Annotated in this window: 15 protein-coding genes; 5 read left to right on the top strand and 10 right to left on the bottom strand. The window is 61.9% G+C overall.

The window, feature by feature from the left end:
* Positions 1–161: 161 nt before the first annotated feature.
* The gene (locus tag ACQRA4_RS08755; protein WP_427822696.1) at positions 162–506 is read right to left on the bottom strand and encodes a TIGR04076 family protein; all 345 of its coding nucleotides are present in this window, start codon (positions 504–506) and stop codon (positions 162–164) included.
* 299 nt (positions 507–805) lie between these two features.
* Between ACQRA4_RS08755 and ffh the strand changes: the two genes are divergently transcribed.
* The 5 genes from ffh to mutM all read left to right on the top strand — a co-directional run bounded on the left by ffh (position 806) and on the right by mutM (position 4,659).
* On the top strand, positions 806–2,290 hold the full coding sequence (ffh, locus tag ACQRA4_RS08750; RefSeq protein WP_427822695.1) for a signal recognition particle protein: 1,485 nt from the start codon (positions 806–808) through the stop codon (positions 2,288–2,290).
* An 86-nt stretch (positions 2,291–2,376) separates the two neighbouring features.
* Positions 2,377–2,616, top strand: coding sequence for a 30S ribosomal protein S16 (gene rpsP / locus ACQRA4_RS08745; RefSeq protein WP_427822694.1), 240 nt, complete (start codon positions 2,377–2,379; stop codon positions 2,614–2,616).
* Positions 2,617–2,933: 317 nt separating this feature from the next.
* On the top strand, positions 2,934–3,164 hold the full coding sequence (locus ACQRA4_RS08740; protein ID WP_427822693.1) for a KH domain-containing protein: 231 nt from the start codon (positions 2,934–2,936) through the stop codon (positions 3,162–3,164).
* A 15-nt stretch (positions 3,165–3,179) separates the two neighbouring features.
* Positions 3,180–3,701 (top strand): ribosome maturation factor RimM, encoded by a 522-nt coding sequence (gene rimM / locus ACQRA4_RS08735; protein ID WP_427822692.1) that lies wholly within the window; start codon positions 3,180–3,182, stop codon positions 3,699–3,701.
* A 103-nt stretch (positions 3,702–3,804) separates the two neighbouring features.
* On the top strand, positions 3,805–4,659 hold the full coding sequence (gene mutM, locus ACQRA4_RS08730) for a bifunctional DNA-formamidopyrimidine glycosylase/DNA-(apurinic or apyrimidinic site) lyase (RefSeq protein WP_427822691.1): 855 nt from the start codon (positions 3,805–3,807) through the stop codon (positions 4,657–4,659).
* A 156-nt stretch (positions 4,660–4,815) separates the two neighbouring features.
* Here the strand turns inward: mutM and ACQRA4_RS08725 are convergent, their stop codons facing one another.
* The 9 genes from ACQRA4_RS08725 to ACQRA4_RS08685 all read right to left on the bottom strand — a co-directional run bounded on the left by ACQRA4_RS08725 (position 4,816) and on the right by ACQRA4_RS08685 (position 14,909).
* Positions 4,816–6,573: an MATE family efflux transporter gene (locus tag ACQRA4_RS08725; protein WP_427822690.1), complete on the bottom strand. Its 1,758-nt coding sequence runs from the start codon at positions 6,571–6,573 to the stop codon at positions 4,816–4,818.
* 16 nt (positions 6,574–6,589) lie between these two features.
* Positions 6,590–7,975, bottom strand: coding sequence for a hypothetical protein (locus tag ACQRA4_RS08720; protein WP_427822689.1), 1,386 nt, complete (start codon positions 7,973–7,975; stop codon positions 6,590–6,592).
* Between the two features lie 182 nt (positions 7,976–8,157).
* Positions 8,158–8,790, bottom strand: coding sequence for a 4'-phosphopantetheinyl transferase family protein (locus tag ACQRA4_RS08715; protein WP_427822688.1), 633 nt, complete (start codon positions 8,788–8,790; stop codon positions 8,158–8,160).
* Between the two features lie 11 nt (positions 8,791–8,801).
* Positions 8,802–11,393 (bottom strand): AMP-binding protein, encoded by a 2,592-nt coding sequence (locus tag ACQRA4_RS08710; RefSeq protein ID WP_427822687.1) that lies wholly within the window; start codon positions 11,391–11,393, stop codon positions 8,802–8,804.
* Between the two features lie 126 nt (positions 11,394–11,519).
* The gene (locus ACQRA4_RS08705) at positions 11,520–11,705 is read right to left on the bottom strand and encodes a hypothetical protein (RefSeq protein WP_300907617.1); all 186 of its coding nucleotides are present in this window, start codon (positions 11,703–11,705) and stop codon (positions 11,520–11,522) included.
* 53 nt (positions 11,706–11,758) lie between these two features.
* The gene (locus ACQRA4_RS08700) at positions 11,759–12,499 is read right to left on the bottom strand and encodes a DNA-methyltransferase (protein ID WP_427822686.1); all 741 of its coding nucleotides are present in this window, start codon (positions 12,497–12,499) and stop codon (positions 11,759–11,761) included.
* Positions 12,500–13,004: 505 nt separating this feature from the next.
* Positions 13,005–13,187 carry a Com family DNA-binding transcriptional regulator gene (locus tag ACQRA4_RS08695; RefSeq protein ID WP_427822685.1) on the bottom strand — a complete coding sequence of 61 codons (183 nt, stop codon included), beginning with the start codon at positions 13,185–13,187 and terminating at the stop codon, positions 13,005–13,007.
* A 222-nt stretch (positions 13,188–13,409) separates the two neighbouring features.
* Positions 13,410–14,204 carry a hypothetical protein gene (locus ACQRA4_RS08690; protein WP_427822684.1) on the bottom strand — a complete coding sequence of 265 codons (795 nt, stop codon included), beginning with the start codon at positions 14,202–14,204 and terminating at the stop codon, positions 13,410–13,412.
* A gap of 102 nt (positions 14,205–14,306) precedes the next feature.
* Positions 14,307–14,909 (bottom strand): phage tail protein, encoded by a 603-nt coding sequence (locus ACQRA4_RS08685; RefSeq protein WP_427822683.1) that lies wholly within the window; start codon positions 14,907–14,909, stop codon positions 14,307–14,309.
* Positions 14,910–14,930: the final 21 nt, after the last annotated feature.

Genomic DNA, 14,930 nt, shown 5'->3' with positions numbered 1-14,930 from the left:
GAATCCGTGTCGCTGGCGGGGAAAGCAATCGGCAATACGTTTATAGTGTTCTTTAGTTATGATCATGGGAACAAGTTTACCCCATGATCATAAAAATATAAATAGTGTTAACAGGCCCTGGGCGCGTGCGGGGTTTTTCGCATCTGCGCTGCGGCAAAGCCTCAGCGCACCGGCGTGTAATCAATGCTGGAAACCTCGTCCGTGGCTTCCAGCTTGAAGATGACCGGGCGCAGGCCGTCGTTGCAACTGCAAATGGCCACGCCGGGGGTTCTGATCCAGTCGCCGTAATAGAAAACGCCTTTGTCCGCGCCATGCGCCAGAGCGAAGGCATACTGATAAACGGCTTTCCAGGCTTCGTCGCAAAAGCCCTCCGGCTTGGCGTAGTCGGCATAGAAAACCTGGCCCTTCCTCAGCATGGGGCAGGCTCCAAGGCCCTCCGCGCCATACCGGGCGGACAGCTCGGCGTCGAATGTGGTCTTCAGGACGGTGATTCTGACTTTATTCATGGCATTCTCCCGTGCGGCCGCCGCGGGGGCGGTTTTTGCAAGCGGAACCCGGCGCGAAAAGAGCCGTGAATGGGCAAGAAACGCCTTTTGGCGCATGCTCCTCACACTTCGGCCCCTGGCCGGAGATGAAATTCTGTTCTAGACGCGGGCGTTCCGCCTGTCAATGCGGCGTCCGGCGACTTGACGGCACGGCGCAAACAGCCTATGAATCTCCACTTCGCCCGCCTGTTGCGGCGCGATGACAGACGCTTTGTGGCCGCCGCTCCATGCCGGGGCAGGGCGGCGGATGCGGGGTCTTCATGTTCGAGAGCCTTTCCGACAGACTTTCCGGCGTATTCCGCTCTTTCGGCGGGCGCGGCCAGCTCACCGAAGAAAACGTGCGGGCCGGTCTGCGCGAGGTGCGGCTGGCGCTTCTGGAAGCGGACGTTAACTTCAAGGTTGTCAAAGACTTTGTGGAAGGCGTGCGCGAAAAATGCCTGGGGCGGGAAATGCTCAAGGGGGTGAGCCCGGCTCAGCAGGTGGTCAAGATTGTCCACGATGAGCTGGTGGCCCTGCTGGGCGGCGAAACCGCCGGCCTGAACCTTCAGGGCCGGGAACCGGCGGTGATCATGCTGGTGGGCCTTCAGGGTTCGGGCAAAACCACCTCGGCGGGCAAGATCGCCAATCTGCTGCGCAGGCAGAAGATGCGCCCCTACCTGGTTCCGGCGGACGTCTATCGCCCGGCGGCCATTGACCAGCTTGCGGTGCTGGCCCGGCAGCTCGACATGCCCTGTTTTCCCTCCACCACGCAGATGAGGCCCGTGGATATCGCCACGGCGGCGCTGGACAAGGCCCGTGAAGAGCAGGCCACCGTGCTGCTGCTGGACACGGCGGGCCGCCTGCATGTGGACGAGCCGCTGATGGAGGAGCTTTCGGCCATCAAGGCGGCGGTGCGGCCGCAGGAAATTTTGTTCGTGGCCGACGCCATGACCGGCCAGGACGCCGTGACCGTGGCCGAAGCCTTCAACGAGCGTCTGGGCCTGACCGGCGTGGTGCTGACAAAAATGGACGGCGACGCGCGCGGCGGCGCGGCCCTGTCCATCCGCGCGGTCACCGGCGCGCCCGTCAAGTTTGTGGGCGTGGGCGAAAAACTGTCGGAGATGGAGGTCTTTCACCCCGACCGCATCGCCGGGCGCATTCTCGGCATGGGCGACGTGCTCACGCTGGTGGAAAAGGCGCAGTCCACCATCAATGCCGAAGAAGCCGAAGAGCTGGCCCGCAAGATGCGGAAGGCCAGCTTTGACCTGGAAGACTTTCGTACCCAGATGCGGCGCATCAAAAAGCTGGGTTCGCTGGACAGCATTCTGAAGATGATTCCGGGCCTGGGCGGCCTGCGCGAAAAGCTGGCCGAGGCCAGCGGCGCCATGCCGGAAAAGGAGCTGGCGCGCACCGAGGCCATTATCAATTCCATGACCATGCAGGAGCGGCGCAACCCGGATATTCTCAACGGCAGCCGCCGGGCGCGCATCGCCAGGGGCGCGGGCGTGAGCGTGGCGCAGGTCAATCAGATGGTGCGCCAGTTCGAGCAGATGCGCCAGATGATGAAAGGCATGATGGGCGGCAAGGGCGGCCATCCCGCCATGCCCAGAATGCCGCGCGGCATGCCGCCGGGCATGATGCCTCCGGGTCTGGGCATGCCCGGCATGGGCGGCATGGAGTTGCCGGGCGGGCGGCCTTCGGGCGGCAAGTCCGCCGCCGCCAAAAAACGAAAAAAGAAAGAGCGCCAGAAGCGCAAAAAGAAGTGACCGCCTCGGCGCGGTGCGGTAAATGCCGTTTCCTCTTGCCCTTTTACGGGCGCGAAGCTAACATAAAACCAAAGGGAGTTGGACTCATGGCTGTAAAGTTGAAATTGACCCGTCTCGGCAGCAAAAAGCATCCTTTTTACCGGGTGGTGGCCGCCAATGACGAAACCCGTCGTGATGGCCGCCCGCTGGAATTTCTGGGGTACTACAACCCCATGACCAATCCGGCGGACGTGAAGCTCAATGCTGATAAAATCAAAGAGTGGCTCGCGCGCGGCGCCGAACCCACGGATACAGTGCGCTCGCTGATCAAGGCGCATCTGTCGTAAATGCGCCGCTGTTGCGGCAAGGCGAAAAGCCTGTCGCGACAATGCGCCGCAAGATGCGCCATGGCCGGCGCGGCTGGTGAACGGCGCGGCCCGACCGCCGGAAAGGCCGACGCGCGCCTGTGATGCGCGCTTCTCCCGTTGGCGGGCTTTTTCGGCGCATGCGCGGATGGATGAGGCAGGCGCGCCCCAATGGGGAAGGCCGCCGCCCGGCGGAGGAAGGGTGGGGCGGCGAAAGGCCGGTTGCTCCGAAGGTTGCGCGCTATTCAGCCTTTGCCCGCGTTTGCTCGCGGGCACAAGGCCCCTTTGGGAGGTACGCGATGAAGACCCTGATCGAGTATATAGCCAAGTCCCTGGTGGATCATCCCGAAGAGGTGCAACTCAGCGAAGTGGAAGGCGAACAGACGACGGTGCTTGAGCTCAAGGTCGCCAAGGAGGATCTGGGCAAGGTCATCGGCAAGCAGGGCCGCACGGCCCGCGCCATGCGCACCATCCTGAGCGCCGCATCCACCAAGTCCAAGAAACGCGCTGTTCTGGAAATTCTGGAGTAGCGCCGGCTTGATATCATGGCGGATGCGATGATTCACATGGGCACGCTGGCGCGGCCCCACGGCATCAGAGGGGAGATCTGCATCGACTGGCATGCGGGCTCCCCCTTGCTTTTGGACGCGCCTTTCTGGCTGCAGGCCGGAAGCGGCGCTCCCCGCCGCGTTCGCGCGCTGGCCTGTCGCTGGCACAAGGGGCGTCCCCTGCTTCTGCTGGAGGGCGTGGCGGATCGCGCGGCGGCCGAGGCCCTGCGGGGCTGCAAGCTTCTGGTGCCGCGTGAAAGCCTGCCCCAGCCGGAAGAGGATGAAGCCTATGTGGAAGACCTGCTGGGCTGCGATGTGCTGCTGCCCGACGGTCGCCGCCTGGGGCGGCTCGACCATGTGGAATATCCGGCGGATCAGGAAATCTGGGTCATTGTCACGCCAGACGAGCGGGAAATTCTCTTTCCGGCGCGGCCCTGTTTCATTGTGGGCTTTGACCTGGACGCCCCCTCGGTGACCATTGACCCGCCCGAAGGTCTGCTGGAAATTTATCTTGCCTGAGCCATCATGCCGTCGCGGCCCTTTCCGGCGCGCAGCCCCCGGGGCCCCCCCAGAGAGCCGCGCGGCCTGACGCCGCCAGCGGCAAAAAAAGCCGGATGCCGCCATGCCTGAATTGCCGGAAGTTGAAACCGTTGCCCGCACCCTTCGCCCCCAGGTGCAAAATTGCGTGCTGAGCGGCGCGCAAGTCCTGCGGGCGAGCAGCCTGCACCCTCTGAGCCTGCCCCTGTCCGTTCTGACGGGCCGCCGTATTGCGGATGTGGGCCGCAGGGGCAAGCTGTTGCTGCTGCGTCTGGCCCCGCCGGACGGTACGCGGAAGAGCGCTCCCGCGCCGGACATGCTGGCCGTGCACCTGCGCATGACCGGTCGTCTGATGACCTGGCCGCAGGGCGCGCCGCCCGGCCCCCACACACGCTGCATTTTTGATCTGCGCGCCCCGGACGGCACGGCCCGTCGCCTCTTTTTCGACGATACAAGGGCCTTTGGCCTGGTGCTGGCGAGCACGCCGGATATCCGGCAGAGCTGGGATTTCTGGCGCGAACTGGGGCCGGAACCGCTGGAACTCGGCGCGCGGACCTTTGCGGCGCTGCTCAAGGGCCGGGGCGCGGCGCTCAAGGCTGTGCTGCTGGATCAGAAAGCCATTGCCGGCATTGGCAATATTTACGCTGACGAGTCGCTTTTTCAGGCCGGGCTGGACCCGCGTCGCAAGGCCGCCGGGCTCAGCCCCGCCCAGAGCCGTTGCCTGCTGGCGGCCCTTCAGGATGTGCTGCGGCGTTCCATTGCCCAGTGCGGCAGCTCCATCCGCGATTACCGCGACGCCAACGGCGACGTGGGCGCATTTCAGAACAGCTTTGCGGTTTACGGCCGGGGTGGCGCGCCCTGCGTCCGTTGCGGCCGTCCTCTGAAAAAAATCCGCGTGGCGGGACGAGCCACGGTGTTTTGTCCGCACTGCCAGAACTAGCGCGCCCGACAGGCATCCGTTTGACGTATATCGCGGCGTTGACGGCAATGATGGTTGCGGACGCGCCCACCAGAGCGGGAGGGTGAAAATTCAGGGCGCCTGGCCTGATTTGTCCGCCAGATTCCCGCTTTTTGGACAGGGTGGGCAATCCGCCTGTCATGCCGCTGTTCTTGGCAATATCACAGTGCTGTTATTGAACCCCAGAGAGTAACTGTAGGAAAGTCGGGCGCCAAGAACGCGTATCAGGGGTATGCCGCCAACCGTGGCCGGGCTGTTTTCCGTCTTGTAGTCAAGGGGGCTGAAAGGGCGACCGGCATCGCGGAAAGAAATGCGCACTTCCCGATCCGTCACGCGGATATTTACGTCCATCAGGGTGGAATTCGGCTTTTGTCCGCCATAACGCACGGCGTTTACCGCCATTTCTTCCACAATGATGCCGGCCCTCATGGCCAGCCCCTGATCGACGCCCTGCTCACGGCAAAAGTCTGTGACGCGGGCCGAAAGGCCTGTCGCCTCAGCCAGCGTATTGTGAAGGGAGACATCCAGGCAGTCGCGCGAGGCGTTTTGGGCTGGCAGCATGAGCAGACCCGAAATCCGGCCGCCTGAGCGCGCGGATTCATGACGCGTGAGGGCAAGCAATGCCAGGGCGGTAATGATGCCGGTGACACTGAAAGGAAGCCAGATGCCGTCCAGCGCGAGCCAGCGGGAGAACAGCCACGCGCAGGGGATCAGCGCGGCCACATTCTGGATGAATGTGCTCACCACGGCGACTGTTGGTTTGCGCAGGGTCTGCGCGTAATAGATCATGAACATCGCGAAAGCGTCCCCAAGCAGGCTTGGGGCGTAATAGCGCACCGCATGCGCTCCCAGGGAGAGGTCTGCCCCGGCAACGCCGAAGAGCACGAGCAATTCGCGCGGAAACAGCATGAGAACGACAATCAGGCAGATGGTGCAAGACAACAGCACTTTCAATGCCCGCCTGAAGATGATTCTCATGCCTGTGTAATCGCCTTCGCCATACAGCACGCCCATGATCGGCATCATGGTTTGTGATGCGCCGGATATGAACATGGAAGCCAGAGAAAGGCAGGCCAGACAGACGGAAAATGCCACCATGCCGCTTTTGCCGGCCACTGAAATAACCAGCATGTTGAGGCAGAAAAATTTGATGAACTGCAAACCTATGGCAAGGCCGCCTGGCAGCCCTGAACGGAGGATGTCGCAGATGTTTGCAGGCAATTGACCGCCTTTGAGCGTGAAATGGAGGGATCTTTGCGGTGACCTCAGATAATGCGCGGACAGCAGCAAGCCCACTCCGTATCCGCTCACTGTCGCAAGGGCCGCCCCCGCAATGCTGCCGCTGTAATGAATGAACAGGACATCGCAGACCAGATTGACAATATTGGCGGTGACCAATATGGCGGATGCGAGGCCGGCCCCGCCGTCCACGCGCACAAAATAGCTTATGCCCGACACCACCAGAAGCAGCGGCGCTCCCCACAGGAGCGGAGTCATGTAGCGGCGCAAAAGCTCCGCGAGCGTGGAGCCTCCAGCCAGCAGCCCGGCAAGCTCATCGCCGAAAAAGATGCCGGCCCATACGCAACCGATGCCTGCCAGCAGGAGCGCCAGGATTGAAAGGGTGAAGACAGTCCCGGCGAGCGCGGTCTCATGCCTTCCGAGGCGCCATGCCGAAAGAATGGAACCGCCCATGCCGAAAAAGACGAATATTGTCGCAAAAGCCTGCATCAGCGGCAGCCCCAGGTTCACCGCGGCAAGGGCGTCCTGCCCCAGCATGTTGCCCACAATGATGCCATCCACGACGACACTCATGGACAGGGCCACACTCATCATGATGGTAGGCAAAAAATAGCTGTTGAAACGTTTGAGCAGCAAAATGCCGTTTCTTTCAAACATCGCTTTCTTTCACCTGTCAGTCAAAATCTTTGACAAAGACGCGCAATTTCCCGCTGTTGCCGCGTTTTGGAGCCTCATCGGAAGCGCGAACACGCACGTCTTCAGCGTCGTTTGCTTTCAAAATGCGAACCATTACATCCGTCAGCGCCTTTGCGACAGCGGCGCGCTCCGCGTTCTCCATGGGCACACAACGGATCTCAAGCTCCGTCGGCGACCGCTGGATGAACTGGCAGGCGGCGCAGCCCGGCACATGCAGGGCTGCCACCATCATCACCGGCGGCGACAGGAAGAAGCTGCCGTTCCTGGCCGGAAATTCGAGGATGTCTTCCTTCCGCCCTTCAATTTCCAGTACGGGGAAAGGGGAACCGCAGGCGCAGGGTTGCTTGCGCAATCTGGCCCTGTCTGAAACCCGGTAGCGGATCACAGGCTGAACCAGGTTCGCAAGATTGGTAAGCAGGATGCCGTCGCTCAACCCTTCCTCCACCGGGTTATTGTCGGCATCCACCGGTTCCATGATGATCCAGTCGCTGTTGAGATGCAGGTGATTGGCCTTGCAGAGCATGGCCACTTCGCCGCCTTCCGTGGAGCAGTAGTTCTCCATGACAGGGCATTGAAAGACCTCTTCCAGCATGGCAAGAACATCAGGCGAGAGATATTCCGCCGAACTGCACAGCGCCAGTGGCCTGATGGCAAGCCTGCCGGCTTTTTGCGCCTTTGCAAGTATCTGAAGAATTGAAGGATACGAACCCAGAATTTCAGGCTGAAAGGCATTGAGCGTATCAACAAGGCTGGGCAAGGGGGTCTCAATGGAACAGAATGCGATGCGGTCTCCCTTGCCGTTTTCTTCATACGCCTTCTGCATTCGCAGGAAGGAAAGGTAAGAGGAGTGGCGGCCGTTCCCCGCGGTGATCGCGCAGGCCCTGGGCCACGGGCGCTGGATTTCGGCTATGCCGCCCAGCTTGCCGCCATTCCAGAAACGGCTTTGAAGCAGGGCCGCATTGATGTGATTGTGGCGCATATCCCGGACAATATGCAAGGGAGCCGCCGTGGAACCGGAAGTACTGAGCGCCCTGTAGCGATTCAGGAAGTCCTGGCGCATGGTCGCGGGATTGGCGAGAAAATCCTCCAGCTTCCTTGCGGTCACGTTCCTGTCGCACATCCAGTCGTCAAAATGCGCCACGCCTTCGGCCCGCTCCAGAATCGGAATATCCCGCAGAGAGGGCTTTTCTGGCAAATTCTTGTATTTTTCCGCGAGAAACGGCGAATTGGCCCTGGCATGGGCAAGCAGAAAATGCAGGCGTTCCTCCTGCAGTCGCGCCAGAGCCTCTTGGGTCATGCCCTCAGCCTGGCGGACAAGCTTCATGGCAAGTTCCGGATTCATGGAAGGGGATGGATCATACATAGCTTGTCCTTTTGAAGTCAGGCCCTATTAACGGGCTGTTGGTTAGGGTGGTTGCTGGAATTATCCGTCAAAAACGGCCTTTTTCGCGCTGGCCGCGTCACGGTGCGATTTTGGGCGGAAAATCTCCCTTTGTACAGACAGACAAAAACCATAGCTTTTTAATGAGGTCTGAGCCTGGCGAATTAAAGACGCAGGGCCACGATGGCCTGCGGCGGCATGCAGCGATACAGGCAAATGGCGGCGCTGTGCCCGGGGAGATGGTGATAGAGACAGAAATGGACATCCGGCATTCCAGGCAGGCGCGCATTGGATTTTCCGAATGTCAGGGCGAATGTGGCCGGATTTTCATTAAGGCCGGTGCCCCGCAATTTGAGATAGCTCTCCTTCAGCGTCCAGATGTCAAAAAACGTCTGCGGCACAGGTTTTCCGGCAAAAAATTTCCGTTCATCAGGGTGCAGGGCCTGGCGCGCAAGCGCGGCGCAATCCTTTTCCTGGCGTATTTCCTCCACATCAACGCCAACGGGCATCGGCGCTTCCGCAAGGAGCGCATAACGCCCTGAATGGGAAAGGCTGAAATACGGCCCGCCCGGCAAGAAAGGTTTGCCGTAGCGCCCGTAGCGCACCCGGGCCGTCCCTGACCCGAGAACCGCGCGCATGAGCAGCCAGCCGGCTGCGCAGCGAAGTCTGTCATCGTGGCGTGCAAGGGCATGGAGGGCCTTGCGCCGTTCAGGCGGCATTTCCGATTCGATTTCGGGCAATGGCGGCAGGGCGGCGATGTCCAGGGAATAGCATTTTGCGTGTGCGTGACTGCTCACGTCCGGGTATCCTACATGTCAAAAAAAACCATGCCCGACAAGGCTCTGATGAAATTGCGCAAATAGACGCCGCCGGTTTCAGGCCAGCGCCAGCCATGGCGCAGAAGCGCCTGGGCGGTGTAGGCGCTTGCGGCCGCCAGGGGAACCGCAGCCCGGCCATCGGCCATATTGTTGTAGGCCAGCAGGGTGACAAGCCGTTCAGCCTTGTCCGGGTCGTTTCTGACCCTGGCCATGGCATGCGCGAATTCCTCGTCTTCCATGAGAGGAATGTCGATTCCCTCTTCACGCATGGCCTCCACGATATCGCCCATGAAAAGGCTGTGATTGTTGAAAGGATGAAAAATGCGGCATGCTTCCGGCGCCGCGGCCAGCAACAGGACGGCCCTGGCCGTGCAGTCTATGGGCGCAAGTTCCGTATGATGCAGGAAGGATGAGTAGGGAAAACCGCCAATCACATGCCATGCCCGCAAACGCCCGATAAAGCTGTTGGAGCGCAGGTTGATCTGAAATTCCCCATCGTGGTTGCGCGCCATAAGGTTGCCCACACGCATGATTTTGGCGTCGAGGCCCCGGGAAGCCGCCTCCAGAATGGCTTTCTCCGCCAGGAATTTGCTGCGCACATACTGGTTGTCCAGGTTTTGCCCGATATAGAGATCCCGCTCTGTAAGGCGCGTATCGGGCGCGGGTTCTCCATCAATGGAAAAGCCGGCGACGCTTGCCGTGGAAATCTGCACCAGGCGGGCCCCAAGGCGCAGGCCAAGGTCAATCAGGTTGCGCACCCCGCCAAGATTGACGTCGGCAATGTCGCTGCCCCGCGAAAAGTGTGAAACATTGGCCGCGCAGTTGATGATGGTGTCGATCTTGAGAGACTGCAGAGCGTCAATGCGCGCAAGATCGGCCGCCCTGGTGATATCGCCTTCCACCACTGTAAGGCGTCTGCCGAAAAGCTGCTCAAAATCATCCTCAAAATAATAGTAGAGAATCTGCTTCAAGCGTTTTTCGGCGGATTCGTAGCGCCCACGCCGCATCAGGCAGCAAATCGCGCCATCGCTCCGCGTGATGAGGCCATGCAGGATGTGCGAGCCGAGAAAACCGGCAGGGCCGGTGAGCAAGACATTGCCCAACGGTCTTTCCTGCCCGGCGCGAAACGACTCCAGCGTATTTTCCCGCAACAGCCAGTTGATTGTCGTATATTCCCCTTCGGGCGTCTCCGGCGAAGTCTGCGGAGCCGCCGCCACGTCAGCGGGCGCATTGCGGGCGGCGAGACAGGCGGCCAGCTCCCGCGGCGTGGGATGGGCAAAAACGTCCGCATAGGCAATGCCGGAGAGACTGGCGCGCTCCGCCTCAATCAGCACGCGCGCCACAGCCAGGGAGGAGCCGCCCAGGTCAAAGAAGCCGTCCGTGGCGCCCACCGTTTCCAGGCCAAGCACTGCGGCGAATACAGCGCAGATTTTCCGCTCCGTTTCCGTTTTTGGCGCCGCATATCCCCCGGATGCCAGAGGAACGGGATTCGGGAGATTGCGAAAATCGGTCTTGCCATTGGGCAGGGACGGCATTTTTTCCAGATGCACCCACGCGGTGGGCGTCATGTAGCCGGGAAGAGTGCCGGCGGCCCGTTCGCGCAAGCCCTGTGGATCTGTCGCCTCGCCGGTGTACCATGCGCAGAGATGCTCCTGGCCGTTCAGCACCCGTATGCCGGCCACGCACGCGCTCACGCCAGGCAGGGACGCGAGGACATTTTCCACTTCGCCCAGTTCGATGCGCAGACCCCGCAACTTGACCTGGCTGTCATTTCGGCCAAGGATGGCGATTTCGCCATTCTCGGTCCAGCGCGCATAATCTCCCGTGCGGTAAGCGCGCTGACCGGCAAAATTGATGAAGCGAGCGGCAGTCTGCCCGGGAAGGTTGTTGTAGCCGGCGGCGACGCCAATGCCCCCGACAAGCAATTCTCCAATCATGCCGCAGGGCAACACGTTGCCGTCGCCATCAACCACATGTTCACGCACGTTGAGCAACGGCGCGCCCACAGTCACTTTGTCCGCGTTTGTCAGTTCCTTGCAATTGCAGGAAACCGTGATTTCCGTCGGGCCATATGTATTGAACAGACGCGCGCTCCCCGTACGCAGTTTTCTGAGCAGGGCTTCGGGATATTTTTCAGCGCCCGCCATGAGGACACGGCACTTGTTCAAGGCCTCAAGCAGGGGGGGATACTCCGCATATTCCACCAGACGGGATGGGGTGGCGTTGAAGGCGTCCGCGCCTGTGGCGGCAAAAAGGCGCGCCAGGCGCACCGGGTCGCGCGCCTCGTCGTCGTTGGCCAGCACCAGGGTCAGGCCGTTGCAAAGCGTGGTCATGCTCTCCTTGAGGAACATGTCGAAAGCGACCGTAGTCACGGAAAGCATGGCATGCGCATCCTGCGCCAGGGCCGCGACATGGGCGTTGCGTTCGTGGGCGGTCACATAGTTGCAGATTCCGGCATGGCGCAGCATGACGCCTTTGGGTTTGCCAGTGGAGCCGGATGTATAAATCAGATAGGCGAGCTGTTCAGGGGCGACGCTGATGCGCGGCGTAAAAACTCGGCCCCTGGCGGCGTAATAACTCAAGCGGCATCGCATTACGCTGGGCGTAATAAAATTACAAAGGCGGGATTCTCACCCCGCCTTTTTCAGTTAAGGATGGCGGGGCCGAAGCCCCGCCCGTGATGGTAGAAACCTGTCGCCAGGCTGTGATCAGCGGCAGCCGATCCAGTGGCCGTCCTTGTCATAGCCGCGCGACGCCAACTCCTCCTCCAGCAGCGCCCTGGCGTCCACTTCGCCGTTGGCCACCGCCAGCAGGAACGCCTTGCTCAGAAGCTGGATGCCGCCGTAGTCCTTATCCATGCTCAGGCCCAGGGCCGGATCGACTGTCTTGTACATGGTATAACCTCCGTGACATCAGACATGGCGTACTCACGGATGAATATCCACTCTTATCTGCACTCTATCAGAAACTTTTTCAGGCGGGTCCGGCTGATCTCGAAATACTCCGGCGAAAGCTCGCAGCCGACGTAGCCGCGCCCCGTGGCCAGACACGCCTCGCCGACAGAGCCGCCGCCCATGAACGGATCAAGCACGGTGACGCCCGTAGCCGTCACGGCCAGCAAATCAGTAATGAGCGCCACGGGCTTGCTGGTCAGGTGGACTTTGTGCGCCGGGTTGACGGGATAGGAGTAGACGCCGGGCAGGCATGCCTGTGACGGCGCGCAGAAACGGCCTTTGGAAGCGAAGAGCACATACTCGCACTGTTGCCGGAATCTGCCCAGTTGTGGCCTCCCGGAACGCTTGTCCCACGCCACGATGCCCCGCCACGCCCAGCCCGCAGCCTGGACGGAATCACTCAGGGCCGGAAGCTGCCGCCAGTCCGTAAAAACAAGGAGTGGTGAACCCTCACGGGCTATACGCCAGCACTCGGCAAGCCAGAGGGTGCACCACATCGTCCAGCTGCGCTGATCCTTGGAATCGCCGAGCATGGGCGGATATTGCCGCTTAATGTATGAGCGCTGGTATTTGCGCGCTGGGTCGACCTGTTTGGCGCTCAGAGTTATCCCGCCACTGGAATACGGCGGATCGGTCAGCACGGCGTCAACGCTTGCGGCGGGGAGAGTGGTGAGGACGCCCAGGGCGTCGCCCTGAAACAGCGTGACGTGGTCAGCCAGCGATATCTTGATCATGGCTCTGCTCCGGTAAAGGCCGTCCGGCGGCTCGAAGCGGGGGCGCGCGGCCCTCAGCGGTGCGGGTTACGGCAACGGCATGGGCGGCGCCGGAAGTCCCTCGGCCTCAAGGATACAAACCGCGATGGCGTATGCCTGTTGCGGTGTGATGGCATTGCCGAGAGCCTTGAGACGGGGCGCCAAGGGCCGCCGCGGGCAGCACATCCACCGGCGGAAGATCCGCTCCCGTGAGCGCGGCCACATCATTAAGTATAGGTGTGCCTGGCCAGTGCCGGGCGAGGACGCTCCGACAAAACGGATTTATCTCGCAAAACCATTGATGTCTGAAGCCCGCCCAGTGGAGGCCGAGGTCACATAACCCGGCCCCGCTGCGCCAGGCGTTGCGACGCAGGAAGCTACGCATGGCGACAGTAATTGGGTAACACCGCAGCCAGCCAGCGAAATTGCTGTCGTTATCCGTAAGCCGCTGGCGCGGCAACGGCTAACGCGAACGGGCTGCCCACTGTCAGCAATGCTTGCTCCCTGGCGGCTCGTCATGCGGCTCGGAGTGGGGGCGCGTGGCCCGCAGGGTGTTGTAGGCCCCGCAACGGGGGCACTTATGGATAATATGGGCGTCACGCGCCCAGCCTCTGGCCAGCAGCTTGCGGCACTGGCAACATCTGATCTCCTGGTAGATATCCTCTTGCATGGCGTGTAATAATGTTGCGCCCCGTGCAACAGCCTGCTAGCCTGTTTGCGCTCTCCGGGAGCAAACAGCAGGCGGTTACTCCGCATGATGGGTCTACGCCTCATGTGGGGCCGTGGTGCGGCGCTACTACGCCGCGCCGGTGGGGGCGTTGCCGCGCCCCCGCCTCCGCCAAATCAAATCGGTCGGATCTCTCTGCGATTGTAAAAGAGCGCTCAGGTTACGCTACGCCACGGCGCGGAAAATCTCCGCAAGACCAACGCCGCCCAGTCTGTCCCGCACATCCGGGCACACCCCCTCAAGATGCAGCACGGTATCCAGGGCTTGCTCCCTGCTCATCCATTGATTACAGCCCTCAACAATAATCCAGGGCCGGTTGCGGTAGCAGCGCGTGGACAGGACCAGGCCGCCGGTGTCGGCGGTCAGGCCCCGGCAAACTCCGGGCCTCCAGCTACTTGGCCATAACACGGCCCGCAGACCGTGGTCATTGACAGCCTGACCCACATGATTGCCGATGTCCGCCAGAGTATTGCGCAGGCCGAGAGCCAGCGGCCCGCCGGATTGTGTAAACAGGCAGTCCTCGGCAATGATCCTGCCGCCCCGGTGCGCCCAGGCCCCGAAGGCCCGCACGTCAAAGGCCCGGCCCCAGTCATGTATCCAGCAGCGGCGCATGATGACCGTGGCTCCGTCCTGAGCCTCCGGGCAGCGGCGGCCGGCCTCCATGATGACGCAACTGTCCAGCTCCCAGCGGGCGCGGGCCATGTCCTCGCCTGGGTGGTCGCCGTTGCCCGCCAGTATGGCCTTGATGCCGCCCATGATGACGCAGCCGTGCAGTCGGGCCACAGCGCCGTTGACGCCGCTGAGAACCTCATCCTGATCCGCGTGGGGGCAGGCGCGAAAATCAAAGATGCGGTGACGAATCTCGGTCACGCCCAGGCCCGTGCCGTCAACCTTGATGCCATCCTCACCGGGCGCGTCCGGGCCGGTGCAAAGCCCGCCCTCAATAACAGTAGGCATCATGACCGCGCCACCTCGCAAAGCGGACAGAGCCACACCAGCCGCCCGTCAATCAGGGCGGGCCGCAAGATGTGTCCGCATGTCGGGCATGTGCGGCCCAAGAGGCTAGACGGCATAGCTGACCTCCACTGCCGCCAGCTCAGCGGGAGATTCCGCCGCCGCGACAGCGGCCAGCAGCTCGTCGCGCCGGGCTGTGTGCAGGGCCAGCAAGGTGTCCGGCCCGTCAGGATCAATCCCGGCCAGGGAGGCGGCGGCCGTTGTGACCTCCAATGAGGAGGGAGTCTCCGAGGGCATGGTCAGGCTGGCCACGATGGCCGCGTCACAGGCGGATCTGATCTCGCGCGCCTTTTCGGCCTTGAGGGCGGACAGCGGTTTTTCCGGGCGCGTGGTCACGGCCCCGTCGGGCAACGGGCCAAGGGCCTCCATGTAACGCGGCGGGCTTTGCCAGTCGTCGCCCTTGGCTGGCAGCCAGTAGGGCGTGCCGCCCTGTTTGCCGCCCGTGGAATCCATCTGTTGCCGGTGATCCTCGACCACCTCCCAGGCGCTGCCCGTCCAGCGGGCCGTATGGCCGGACGGGATATCAGCGGGCGGAGCCGCGGGCGTGGCATTGGCGCAATCGGTCAGCTCCTTGCCGCCGACAACCTGGGCGGGGCGGGAACCGGTCAAAGCGCCGGTGAGCAGGTCATATGTATGCATGAGAGTGCTCATAGTATATCCTTGGATGGTTGA

The sequence above is a fragment of the Desulfovibrio sp. SGI.169 genome, from assembly GCF_050313595.1.
Lineage (GTDB): Bacteria > Desulfobacterota > Desulfovibrionia > Desulfovibrionales > Desulfovibrionaceae > Desulfovibrio.
The sequence above is the reverse complement of the archived record's forward strand: the minus strand, read 5'-3'. Positions and strand labels throughout refer to the sequence as shown.

Coding starts and splice junctions, on each gene's coding strand:
- ACQRA4_RS08685 (WP_427822683.1), bottom strand. CDS start 14,909: ATGAGCACTCTCATGCATACATATGACCTGCTCACCGGCGCTTTGACC.
- ACQRA4_RS08740 (WP_427822693.1), top strand. CDS start 2,934: ATGAAGACCCTGATCGAGTATATAGCCAAGTCCCTGGTGGATCATCCC.
- rpsP (WP_427822694.1), top strand. CDS start 2,377: ATGGCTGTAAAGTTGAAATTGACCCGTCTCGGCAGCAAAAAGCATCCT.
- ffh (WP_427822695.1), top strand. CDS start 806: ATGTTCGAGAGCCTTTCCGACAGACTTTCCGGCGTATTCCGCTCTTTC.
- ACQRA4_RS08755 (WP_427822696.1), bottom strand. CDS start 506: ATGAATAAAGTCAGAATCACCGTCCTGAAGACCACATTCGACGCCGAG.
- ACQRA4_RS08700 (WP_427822686.1), bottom strand. CDS start 12,499: ATGATCAAGATATCGCTGGCTGACCACGTCACGCTGTTTCAGGGCGAC.
- ACQRA4_RS08725 (WP_427822690.1), bottom strand. CDS start 6,573: ATGTTTGAAAGAAACGGCATTTTGCTGCTCAAACGTTTCAACAGCTAT.
- ACQRA4_RS08690 (WP_427822684.1), bottom strand. CDS start 14,204: ATGATGCCTACTGTTATTGAGGGCGGGCTTTGCACCGGCCCGGACGCG.
- ACQRA4_RS08705 (WP_300907617.1), bottom strand. CDS start 11,705: ATGTACAAGACAGTCGATCCGGCCCTGGGCCTGAGCATGGATAAGGAC.
- rimM (WP_427822692.1), top strand. CDS start 3,180: ATGGCGGATGCGATGATTCACATGGGCACGCTGGCGCGGCCCCACGGC.
- mutM (WP_427822691.1), top strand. CDS start 3,805: ATGCCTGAATTGCCGGAAGTTGAAACCGTTGCCCGCACCCTTCGCCCC.
- ACQRA4_RS08720 (WP_427822689.1), bottom strand. CDS start 7,975: ATGTATGATCCATCCCCTTCCATGAATCCGGAACTTGCCATGAAGCTT.
- ACQRA4_RS08695 (WP_427822685.1), bottom strand. CDS start 13,187: ATGCAAGAGGATATCTACCAGGAGATCAGATGTTGCCAGTGCCGCAAG.